This window comes from Flavobacterium panacis, assembly GCF_024649945.1.
Lineage (GTDB): Bacteria > Bacteroidota > Bacteroidia > Flavobacteriales > Flavobacteriaceae > Flavobacterium > Flavobacterium panacis.
The window spans coordinates 1-12458 of record NZ_JANKMS010000006.1; the positions used below are offsets into that span (position 1 = coordinate 1).

Here is a 12458-nt window from a genome sequence, read left to right on the forward strand (position 1 = left end):
GTCTACGCCGCATCGATGGCGCAGGCAAGTGCTTTGGGAGCAGCATTGGCCATTCACGAGAATTGGAACCCGAAACCGATTCAGAATGATTTAATTGATTTGAAATTCTATAAACATTAGGTAAAAACGGTCTGTATGTTGTAAATTTGCTGAGAAACGTATTTTTTACATTTTACAGTACACGCCTAATGAACAACACACTAAATACTACAACATGAAAATTGGACTTTTTATACCTTGTTATGTCGACCAATTTTATCCTAAAGTAGGAATCGCAACCTACGAATTACTACAAAAATTAGGTTGTGACGTCGAATTTCCGATGGGACAAACCTGTTGCGGACAACCAATGGCTAATAGTGGTTATGCGCATTTAACAAAAGGATGCGATGCTAATTTTATTGCCAATTTTTCTGGGTTTGATTATATCGTCTGTCCTTCGGGAAGTTGTGTTTTGCATGTGAAAGACCATTTACATGACGAAAAACAAGAAGAGAAGGCGACAGCAATTCGAAATACGGTTTACGAACTTACTGAATTTATAACAGACGTTTTAAAAATTGACCACATCGACGGAAGATTTCCGTATAAAGTCGGAATGCACGTAAGCTGTCACGGTCAGCGTGGATTAAAGCTTTCGCAGATGACAGAATTAAATGCACCTTTTTTCTCTAAACCAGGACAATTATTACATAGCATAAAAGATCTTGATTTAGTTGAATTGACTAGAAAAGATGAATGCTGTGGTTTTGGAGGAACGTTTTGTGTTACCGAAGAAGCCGTTTCTGTAAAAATGGGACAAGATCGTATTAAAGATCACGAAAGTCATAATGTGGATTATATTACAGGTGGAGATATGTCTTGCTTGATGCATTTGGATGGAATTCTAAAAAGACAAAAAAGCAGGATCAAAACCATTCACATTGCTGAAATATTAAATTCACTCGAAAATTAATTTTTTTTCTACCATTAAGATATTAAGCTCATAAAGCTTGGCTTAAAAATTAAATGGTAAACAAATAAGAGATTTAAGTGAATTTTGAGATAAAGCTTAATTTTCTTTTCACCATTAAGGATTGAAGTTTGTAAAGTTTGGCTTAATTTACTTAATGCCTTAATGGTAAAAAAAACAACAAAGATGTCATCAGAAAAAGTAATACCGCACAGCGAAGCCGCAACAAAGTTTAATAAAGATGTAGAGCGTGTTAATTGGCATGACGAAACACTTTGGTTTGTGCGTGCCAAAAGAGATAAATCAGCGCATCAAATTGAAGATTGGGAATTGCTTCGCGAAACAGCTTCCAAAATCAAATTTAATGTACTTTCTAATATTCACGATTATTTAGTTGAATTCGAAGCCAATGCGCAACGAAACGGAATAATTGTACATTGGGCTGCCGATGCCAAAGAACACAACGAAATTGTGCATTCTATCATGGCCAAACATGAGGTAAAGCAAATGGTGAAATCCAAATCGATGCTTACAGAAGAATGTCATTTAAATGATTATTTAGCTGAAAAAGGAATTGAAGTAATCGATTCTGATTTAGGTGAATATATTGTACAGCTTCGAAAAGAACCACCAAGCCATATTGTGCTTCCTGCGATTCACTTAAAGAAAGAAGATGTAAGTGAAACTTTCCACGAACATTTAGGTACAGAAAAAGGAAATTTCAATCCGCAATATTTAACAGAATCGGCTCGTCATAGTTTGAGAAATACGTTCTTAACTAGAAAAGTAGCTTTAACAGGAGTTAATTTTGCTGTTGCAGAAACAGGAGAATTTGTGGTTTGTACCAACGAAGGAAATGCCGATATGGGGGCTCATTTAGCAGACGTTCATATTGCCTGCATGGGATTTGAGAAATTAATCCCGAAAAGAGAACATTTAGGTGTTTTCTTGAGATTACTAGCAAGAAGCGCAACGGGACAACCAATTACAACTTTTTCTAGTCATTTTAAAAAACCAAGAGACGGTCAGGAAATGCATATCGTAATTGTAGACAACGGAAGAAGTACGCAATTAGGAAGAGAAGAATTTAGAAATTCATTAAAATGTATTCGTTGTGGTGCGTGTATGAATACTTGCCCAGTTTACAGACGAAGCGGTGGACATAGTTATCACAATGCCGTTGCGGGACCAATTGGTTCTATTTTAGCACCAAATTTAGATATGAGCAAAAATGCAGATTTGCCTTTTGCAAGTACACTTTGTGGTTCATGTACCAATGTTTGTCCAGTAAAAATTGATATTCACGATCAATTGTACAAATGGCGTCAAGTTTTGGTTAAAGAAGGCCATACGCCTACAGCCAAAACGGTGGCAATGAAAACAATGGCGACTGTGCTAGCGAATCCGACAGTTTTTAATATTGCTGGAAAATCAGGGCGTTTTGTAATGAAGAATATCCCAGGAATGGTCAATAATAAGATGAATAAATGGTACGATCAGCGCGAAATGCCAGATGTTCCAGAGGAATCTTTTAGAGAATGGTACAAGAAAAATTCGAGAGAATCTAAAGATAAAAAGAATGAGTAGTAAAGGCGAAATCTTAAAAAGAATAAAATTAAATCAGCCGAATGAAGCTGCAGAATTGCCGGATCTAAATCTTTTAGGTTCTGAACAATTTGATGTATTAGAAACGTATAAAACGGTTTTAAAAGGTATTGGTGGAGATCCTGTTGAAGTTGCTGATTATGACGAAATCATCAATTACATCAAATCAAATTATAATTTAGAGAAAAGATTAATTACAACGCTTCCAGAACTTTCAGAAATTGCTTCTTTAGACTGGAAAACGGTCGATCCACATTCTCTTCAGGATGTTGAATTAACGGTTGTAAAGGCGCATTTCGGAGTAGCAGAAAACAGTGGACTTTGGGTTACCGATGATATTTTAGGACAACGTGTAGCTCCTTTTATTGCACAATATTTGGCAATAATAGTTCATAAAAAAGATCTTCTGCCAACAATGCAGCAAGCCTATCAAAGAATCGGAAACATGGAATATGGCTTCGGAACTTTCATTGCTGGTCCGTCAAAAACTGCTGATATTGAGCAATCATTGGTTCTTGGAGCTCATGGAGCAAGAGGATTAATCGTTTTTCTATTGGATTAATAATTCTTTAAAGTTTTTTATTAATGAAAATATTCCGATAGAATTTTATTTCAATAAGGAATGGTTTGTTAAAAAATAAGCTTAAATATAAAACCTCAATGAGAATGCGGGAATGTTTATCATTTCTGCATTTTTTTTTATAAAATTTCCCTAAAATTAGCTTATAATTGTACTTTTTACAAGAACTAAAAAAGTATATTTTGAAGCGTTTTGTTCTCTATTTTCTTCTTCTAATAGGATTTTCTTTCCAAGGATATTCACAAGATTATCCAATTAAATTTCTTGACATATCAGATGGTTTGTCTAACAATTCAATTATTTCAATTTATCAGGACAATGAAGGTTATATGTGGTTTGGGACCTATGATGGTTTAAACCGATATGACGGTTATAATTTTAAAGTTTTCCGAAACCGTATCAACGATAAAAAATCACTGTTATTTAATACTATTTATAATATTGAAGGTGATTCTAAAAATAATATTTGGGTAGGAGGAACAAATGGAATCTGTATTTATAATAAAACAACAGCCAGTTTTAGAACTGTAAAATATCTAGATAACAAAAAGGTAAAAGTACTTCAGGATATTATTCATCAGATGCGTTCTGTTTCTGATAATTTGGTGCTCGTTGCTTCTCAAAAATTAGGATTATTAGCTTTTGAAAATGGTTCTTTTACAGGAAAACATATTCCATTAAATGGCTTAGGAAACAGAATCAGTATTAATAATTATGATGCTATTGCAATCCAAGAAAATAAAGAAAAATCAGGATGCTGGGTGTATGTTCGAAATGTCGGAATCTGCGTTTATAATTATAAAGTAAAAGATTTAAAGATCGTTTTTCCGCTTACCATTGGGGTTAAAGCTATGAAACTTTCTACTGATGGAAATCTTTTATTAGGAACAGATGAAGGTTTGTTTTTAATGAATACCAAAACAGGATCAATTTCAGAAAATTATTTTACAAGCAAATGTAGTGTTACCGATGTTTTGGTCGATAAAAAAGGAAAAACCTGGGTTACAACAGATGGTTGCGGAATTTTCTATATCAATCCAAATAGCAAGCAACTTCTTTCTTACAATGAATCTTTAGCTAAAAGTAATTCGGTTTGGAGTTTATATCAAGACAAATCAGGAAATAAATGGTTTGGTTCGCTTCGTGGCGGAATCAGTATGTTGAGTGATACGCCAAAGTATTTTAAAAGTGTTCGATACAATGCTAAAGATCCGGCAGACAACTTTATTTTGTCTTTTTGCGAAGATGAAAAAAAGAATGTTTGGGTTGGTACAGATGGTGCAGGTTTAAAGTATTGGGATCGAAAAAGTAATTCGTATACCAATTACGGAAAATCGCTTTCTAGCACTTTTATTACAGGAATCATTCGTGACAATAATAACGATCTCTGGATTTCAACCTGGGCGGGGGGAATCAATAAAATCAATAAAAATAATAACAGCATAAAACAGTATGCATGTTATAATACGTATACAAAACAGATTGAAAAGAATATTTGGTTTGTTTTTAAGGATTCAAAATCAAATATTTGGGCAAGTGCAACAAATGAAGGTTCGTTGTATCTTTTAAATCGCGATAAAGACAGTTTCGAACTTTTTGATAAAAGAATTGATAACCTCCAATGTATGACTGAAACTTCAGATGGAAAGTTGTGGGCGGGAAATTATAATTCGCTTTTATCTATTGAAAAAAATACGCGTAAAATCACTAAAAAAGTAATTGGAAATCCTATTAGATGCATTCACGAAGACAAAGACAAAAATTTGTGGATTGGAACACAGGAGGGAGGATTATTATTGTTTGATCGAAAAACGAGTACTTTCAAGAGACTGACCATTGATGATGGTTTGCCTTCCAACACTATTTTAAGATTATTGGAAGATCAAGAAGGTAATTTATGGATGAGTACCTATAACGGAATTTGCCGATACGATAAAAAGAGCAAAACCTTCCGTAATTTTTCTGTAAATGACGGTCTTCAGAGTAATCAGTTTAGTTTTAATGCGGGAATTAAACTTTCATCAGGTGAATTTCTTTTTGGTGGAATCAATGGTTTCAATATATTTTATCCGCAGGCCATAAAAGGTTTTGATCAAAAGAATAACGTTTTGCTAACTGATTTTTATGTGAATAATCAGCTGATTGAAGAAAGTAAAGCAGAAGTTGATACTGATTCTGATAAAATTAAAGATGTTAGTTTAGAGTACGATCAAACTACTTTATCTCTTGAATTTGTAGCTCTTGATTATAATAATGCAGACAAAATAAATTACGCTTACTTTTTAGAAGGTTGGGACGAACAATGGAATTATGTTGGACAAACCAGAAAAGCCAATTATTCCAGATTGCCTGAAGGAAAATATACTTTTAAAGTCAAAACCACCAATTTTAAAGGTGGATGGAATAAAGAAGTCAGTTTGGTTTCCATACAAGTTTTACCGCCGTGGTACAGAACATGGTGGGCTTATACTTTGTATTTAGCTGCTATTGGTGGACTTTTATTCTTATATCTTGATTACAATAAGAACAAGGAGAAGTTAAAGTATAAAGTAAAAATTGCTGAACTGGAAAGTAAAAAAGAAAAAGAGATAGCCGAAAAACAGTCGTCTATGTTTACTTATATTTCGCATGAATTTAGAACTCCACTTTCTTTGATTATCAATCCGTTGAAGAAAGCTGTCCAGAAAGAAAATGTCGAAAATGGTTCTTCAGGAAGTGATTTGGCCATTGCGCATCGAAATGCAAGGAGACTTTTGAGTCTCGTCGATCAATTGCTTTTGTTACGAAAAGCCGAGAATGATGCAGATGCTTTACGTTTGTCTCCGATTAACGTAAATAACCTTTGTAATGAGGTATTTCAATGTTTTGTGAATCAGGCGAAAGATAAAAGTATCAAGTATAATTTTATTATTCCGAATCATGAAATTACGATTATTGGTGATTATGAAAAGATCGAAATTTCATTGTTCAATTTAATGTCAAATGCTTTTAAATATACTCCAGTTGGTGGTGAAATCAATTTGAATGTAACAGAAAATGAAGAGGAAGTTTTTCTTGAAATAGCAGATAATGGAGGTGGAATTGATAAAAAAGATATTGATGTTATTTTTGAAAAATTCAAGCAAATCAATTCAAAAGTTTCGGTTGGAACAGGTTTTGGAATTGGACTTTATATCGTTAAATATTTCGTTGATAAACATAAAGGATCTGTAACCTGTAGCAGTGAAGCTGGAAAAGGAAGTACTTTTAAACTGACTTTTCTAAAAGGAAATAGTCATTTTGATGATATTGAAATTATTGATGAAAAGCCACAACGTAGCCAATTGTTTGACGAATTGATTCCAGATGAAATAGAAGAACCAGTTTCTACAGCGACAACGTCAATCTCAGACAGTGATTTTAAAAAGACCATGTTAACAGAAAAACGTACGGTTTTAATTATCGATGACAATGTTGAAATTCGCGCCTATTTAATCAAATTGTTTTCGGATAATTATATCGTATACAGTGCAGAAAATGGAGAAGAAGGCTTAAAACTTACCAAAAAACATATGCCAGATTTGGTAATTAGTGATATCACAATGGAAGAAATGGATGGTATTGAATTGTGTCGAAAAATTAAAGAAGACAATGCCTTATCTCATATTCCAGTTATTTTATTGACGGCCTCAAAAAATCCGGAAACACATTTGCAGGGAATTAATGAAGGAGCAGATGATTATATTACCAAACCATTTGATGATGATATTTTAACAGCAAGAGTAGAATCGTTATTACGAAATCGTCACAATCTAAGAACTTATTTCTTAGACAGTATAACCTTAAAAGAGAATACACAGAAAGTTCCCGTAGAATATCAGCAAATGCTAAAAAAATGTATTGATATCGTAGAAGCAAATATTCATAAAAAAGATTTTACGATTCGAACTTTTGCGCTGGAAATGGGAATGAGCCATAGAACGCTTTATACCAAAATCAAAATTATTTCTGGACAGACATTAAATGCTTTTATCCGTTCCTTACGAATTCGAAGAGCTGCAATGTTGATGCTGACCGAAGAAATGAATATTGCACAGGCGAGTGCCGAAGTTGGTTTTGAAGATCCAAAATATTTCAGACAACAGTTTGTAAAACTTTTTGGAATGACACCTTCAGAATATATTAAAAAGTATAAAAACTCTTTTAATTCCGATTTAAATATCATTAAATAATCCAAAAGAAAATTTTTGCTTGTTGCATTATTTTATTCTTTTTTGAAAGATGAGTTAAAAATCTTTAATCTACTTAAACGTTTTAGTTTAAAAATTATGATTTTTTTAATAATTACAAAATCATCAAAAATAAAGGCGTATTTTTTAATACTCGTTAAATTTTTCTTCAAAATAATAACTAATTACAATTTTGACCTCCTTTTTTTTCGAATTTACCCCTCCTTAGAAGTGTGAAATAGACATTTCTTTGCACTTATAGCAATCAATTATTATACAGTTGGTGTTAGTTATAAATGTTAGTTTCAAGATAAATTTTTTATCTGTTTAAAGAGCTGAGCACTCTTTAAATTTTCTAAAAGTAATGGTTGGTTACATTACTTTTTGAACCCGCAGTTTAAAAATAAACTGCGGGTTAATTTAAAAAATGCTACTACTGAGAAGAAGTAAAAAAAGAAAAAAAATAACAAACCATTAATCAAATTCAATTCAATATGAAAGTAACCACATAATTAACTTACGCTGCTTTTCTGTTTCTGGAAAAGTGGACAAAAACAAACTCTCGAGTAACCTTCGGGGAAAAACACTTTCGCTTAGAAAGAAAAACAAACTAACTAAACCTTAAAATCAAAGAAATGAAAAAAAATGTATTTTTATTTTTTCTTGCTCTTTTTGGCATTTTACTAAACGGATGTCAAAATAATGAATCAGGATTTCCTAGTTCTGATAATCCTACGGTGGTAGTTTCTACAAAAGAAATTTATGGAGCACCAAGTAGAAAATTTGAAATCAAAGCAACTCTTGCGGATGATTTAGGATTAAAAAGTGTACAAATTCAAATTCCAGAATTATCACTTGATAAAGTAATCAGTTTTAAAACGGATCCACTTTTAGAAACTTACGATTTAAGTTACTTTTTTGAAGTTCCAGCTAATAGAGGAACTTCTGAAGCTTTCAAAATAAAATTAATTATTACAGACGTTTCAGGAAATGTTGTAAACGAAGAAATTAATCTTCGTCTTGATGGAGAATTTGCAGCTCCTAGTATAACAATGATAACACCAAAAGAAGGTGCTGTTATTTTACTGTCTACAAGTAATGAAATGCCTGTAAATTTTGTAGTAAACGATGACTCAGGAATCGATTATGTTCAGGTAAAATGTGAAGCTTTAGGAATTGATGAAATGATTCAATTATCAGGTTCTCCACAATCGTATACATTTAGTAAAACCTATACGTTACCAGTAACTGCGGCAGATTATGTTTTAACAATTACGGCAAAAGATAAATTTGCAATTCCTAACACAGGAACATTAAGTGTAAATATTGTGGCTACAAACGAATATCCAGCAATTTTCTTATGTGATCAGCCAAAAGGAACAAATCTTACTACAGATGCAGTGGGTGTTCCAATGTATTTCCACGAAAAAAGCGGACAGGATTTCGAATTCAAATATTATGCTGATAGTGACAATAAAGAAGTTTATTTCTTAGGTCAGGAATCCGATTTTGCTCCTCACTGTTTTGGTTTAAATCCTGCTGGTGAATTAGTAGATGATGTTACTTCAACAGCAATTATTTTACCAACAAAAGGATATTACAAAATCAAAGTAAATCCAAATACTTTAAAATATACTGCAGAGAAATATACACCATCAAGTAAAGTTTGGGCTAACATCGCCAACGGTTTATGGCATGATGATGCGGCTCAGAGAAAACCATTCGTAAGTGTTTGCGGTGGAGGAATCCAAGGAGCAACATGGGATACCTGGGATGCGTGGACACAAAAAGGGTTGCACCTAGCAAACAATGCAGCTAATCCATATCAATTGGTTGGAGAATATACATTGACAGGAACTCTTGAAGCTACTTTTACAGGTCAATGGTGGGATCCTTCTTGGAGATTAATCAAAAACGGTATTGCCACTATGTCACCAGGAGAAAACGGAAATGCTAAATATCCAGCAGCACCGGGTGTATACAAAGTAGTTTTAGATACAGAATTAGAAAGAGTATTTATAACCAAAAAATAGTTGGTTATAACCTTGTTGTAACATTAATAAATAAAACAGCTTAATATGAAATTTAAATATATAGGATTTTTTATTGCCCTTATGTGTACTGCTGTATCCTTTGGACAAATAAAAATAAAAGGTACTGTTAAGGATAAAGCGAATGTGCCGATTCCAGGAGTGAACGTAATTGTAAAAGGAACTTCATCATCTGCAGCAACTGATTTTGACGGGAATTTTGTACTGAATGTTCCAAATAAAAATGCACAAATAGAATTTACTTTCATTGGTTTTACAACCAAAGTAGAAACGCTTGGAGACAGAACTGAAATCAATGTAACGCTTGAAGAATCTAGCCAAACATTAGATGAGATAGTTGTAGTAGGTTATGCTGCAGTAAAAAAGAGCGACGTAACGAGTTCTATTTCTTCTGTTAAAGGAAAAGAATTACAAACCATGACTGTTGGTAACGTAACAGAATCTCTTCAAGGTAAAGTAGCAGGGGTTCAGATTACAGGACAAGGAGGTCCAGGTGCACAACCAAGGGTTTTGATTCGTGGTATTTCAACTTTAAACTTAAATACAGATCCGCTTTATGTGGTTGACGGAATTCCGATGGGTACAAGTATCAATTTCTTAAGCAACAATGAGATCGAATCGATGGAAGTTTTAAAAGATGCTTCTGCAAGTGCAATTTATGGTTCTCGTGCATCGAACGGAGTTATTTTAATTACTACGAAAAAAGGAAAAGTAGGTAAAACAAGATTCAATTTTGATTTGAGTTCTGGGATGCAGATTATGAATAATCCTTATAATATGGCTGATGCAGAAGGATATGCATCTATTATGAATACAGCTTATAATAATTCAGGATATGCGGATTATCTTCCAAATCCATCTCAATACAGAGGAAAAACAACAGATTGGTGGAATGCTGGAATTAGAAAAGGAACACCTGTAACTAACGCCTCTTTGGGAATATCTGGAGGTTCTGATAAACATACTTATGCAATCAGTTTAAATTATTATGATTCTGATTCTATGTACGGTGTTGGAGGTTGGGAAAGAATTACAATGAGAATTGCAAATGATTTCAAATTCTCAGACAAATTCTCAGCAGGAATTACTTTGAACCCTCGTTACGAAACATATGGTTCACCAGGGAACTGGGCAGATTTTGATAAAATTGATCCAATCACACCAATTTACAAACCAGCAGATCAATTAACTGGTTTAGAAAATGAATACAGTATTTATGCAAGATCTCCTTCGTATGTATGGAATCCGGTTGCAGCGGTAAAAAGATACGATGATTATACAGATCAGTACAACTTAAACACAAACGGATATTTACAATACGAACCAATCAAAGGTTTGGTAATTCGTACACAAGCGTCTATTGAAGCTGGAAACAAAGTAAGAAATAAATTCAGCCCAGATTTTATTATTGATGCAGCACATGAAAAGGCAGAAATTAATAGTGTTGAAAAATGGAATACTACCAATGTAGACTGGACTTGGCAAAATACCATTACATATTCTAAAACGCTTGCAGAAAAACACAATGCGTCTTTGATGATAGGTAATACGATGGAAGAATACAATGGAAATGATCTGTGGGGATATGGAGAAGGAGTTCCTAACAATTCGGATTCGATGAGAGAATTAAATGCCGCAACAAAAAATAAAGATAGTAAAGGAAATAGCTGGTCAAGTTCGTTGATGTCTTATATTTCTCGTTTTTCTTATAACTACGATGGTAAATACTATTTTACAGGAACATTCAGAAGAGATGGATCTTCTAAATTCATGACCAATAACAAATGGGCAAATTTCCCTTCGGCTTCGGTTTCTTGGAGAATTTTAAACGAAGGTTTTATGGAATCTGCTAAAGATGTGGTAAGTGATCTTAGATTAAGAGCAGGTTGGGGTAAAGTAGGTAATCAAGGTTTACCAGATGCAGTTTATCAATCCAACATCGGACAAGGGTATTATGTAATTGGTGGTGAAGTTGTGGATACTTCTTATCCTTCTTCAATGGCTAATAAAGATATTAAATGGGAAACGGTGGAAGATATGAGTTTTGGTCTTGATTTTGGATTCTTAAAAAACAAAATATCAGGTTCTTTGGAGTATTATAAAAAGCAAACACATGATATGTTATTCCTAAAACAATTTCCAACTTACAGCGGATTTCCAGGATATTCTACTATGTGGACAAACATTGGATCTATGCAGTCAAGCGGTATCGATTTGTTACTTTCTTATAAAGATAAAAAAGGAGATTTCTCATATGGTGTTGATGTAACTTTTACAACTGTAAATGTTAAAATGTTATCGCTTTCTGCAGACGGCGAAAGATTATATGGTGCAAGCAACAGAACATTGACAATAAAAGGCGATGAACCAGGATATTTCTACGGATATGTTGCTGATGGATTATTCCAAAATCAAACAGAATTAAATTCACATACAGATGAGCATGGAACTAAATTACAGCCTTATGCACAAGTAGGGGATGTTCGTTTTAAAGATGTAAATGGTGACGGAAAAATTGATGATAAAGACAGAACAAAAATTGGTTCTCCATGGGCAGATTACAACATTGGTTTGAACTTTAATTTTGCTTACAAAAATTTTGATTTAATAGCTAATTTCTACTCTAGTATTGGAAACGATATTGTAAACACAAATATTTCAGATTTGTATAATGGTGCAAGTTTAACCAATAAAGTAAGCGGATTAGAGAATATGGCATGGCATGGAGAAGGAACTTCAAATCGTATTCCTCGTTTGTCGAAAGATGACAACAATGAAAACTTTACAAAGTTTTCTTCTTTATATGTTGAAGATGGTTCATTTGTTCGTATGAAAAACTTACAATTAGGATATTCTTTCTACAACAAATTCGGATTGGATAAATTAAGAATTTCATTGTCAGGACAGAATTTATGGACATGGACTAAGTTCACAGGAGTAGATCCTGAGGTAGCTGGAGGAGATCCTAATCAGCAAGACAGAGTAAAAGGTTCAGGTTTTGGAGGATGGAATTATCCAGTACAGCCAACTATCTTGATGGGACTTAATGTTGCATTTTAATC

Annotated in this window: 6 protein-coding genes; all 6 read left to right on the forward strand. The window is 33.3% G+C overall.

Annotated elements, in window-relative coordinates; translation table 11 throughout:
• Positions 1 to 214 precede the first annotated feature (214 nt).
• The 6 genes from NQQ59_RS13715 (at position 215) to NQQ59_RS13740 (ending at position 12456) form a co-directional block, all read left to right on the forward strand.
• Entirely contained in the window at positions 215 to 955 is a 741-nt protein-coding gene (locus NQQ59_RS13715) for a (Fe-S)-binding protein (protein ID WP_144219461.1), read from the forward strand.
• A gap of 183 nt (positions 956 to 1138) precedes the next feature.
• A complete protein-coding gene (locus tag NQQ59_RS13720; RefSeq protein ID WP_144219462.1) occupies positions 1139 to 2539 on the forward strand; it encodes a lactate utilization protein B in 1401 nt (466 codons plus the stop codon).
• Positions 2532 to 3119 (forward strand): LutC/YkgG family protein, encoded by a 588-nt coding sequence (locus NQQ59_RS13725; protein WP_144219463.1) that lies wholly within the window; start codon positions 2532 to 2534, stop codon positions 3117 to 3119. The genes NQQ59_RS13720 and NQQ59_RS13725 overlap by 8 nt, the downstream gene beginning before the upstream one ends.
• Before the next feature lie 200 nt (positions 3120 to 3319).
• Positions 3320 to 7348 (forward strand): two-component regulator propeller domain-containing protein, encoded by a 4029-nt coding sequence (locus tag NQQ59_RS13730; RefSeq protein ID WP_144219464.1) that lies wholly within the window; start codon positions 3320 to 3322, stop codon positions 7346 to 7348.
• A gap of 632 nt (positions 7349 to 7980) precedes the next feature.
• On the forward strand, positions 7981 to 9378 hold the full coding sequence (locus NQQ59_RS13735) for a hypothetical protein (RefSeq protein ID WP_144219465.1): 1398 nt from the start codon (positions 7981 to 7983) through the stop codon (positions 9376 to 9378).
• 45 nt (positions 9379 to 9423) lie between these two features.
• On the forward strand, positions 9424 to 12456 hold the full coding sequence (locus NQQ59_RS13740) for a SusC/RagA family TonB-linked outer membrane protein (RefSeq protein WP_144219466.1): 3033 nt from the start codon (positions 9424 to 9426) through the stop codon (positions 12454 to 12456).
• Positions 12457 to 12458: the final 2 nt, after the last annotated feature.

Excerpts from the sequence above, each read along its gene's own strand:
- NQQ59_RS13715 (WP_144219461.1), top strand. The coding sequence starts at position 215 with ATGAAAATTGGACTTTTTATACCTTGTTATGTCGACCAATTTTATCCT.
- NQQ59_RS13720 (WP_144219462.1), top strand. The coding sequence starts at position 1,139 with ATGTCATCAGAAAAAGTAATACCGCACAGCGAAGCCGCAACAAAGTTT.
- NQQ59_RS13725 (WP_144219463.1), top strand. The coding sequence starts at position 2,532 with ATGAGTAGTAAAGGCGAAATCTTAAAAAGAATAAAATTAAATCAGCCG.
- NQQ59_RS13735 (WP_144219465.1), top strand. The coding sequence starts at position 7,981 with ATGAAAAAAAATGTATTTTTATTTTTTCTTGCTCTTTTTGGCATTTTA.
- NQQ59_RS13740 (WP_144219466.1), top strand. The coding sequence starts at position 9,424 with ATGAAATTTAAATATATAGGATTTTTTATTGCCCTTATGTGTACTGCT.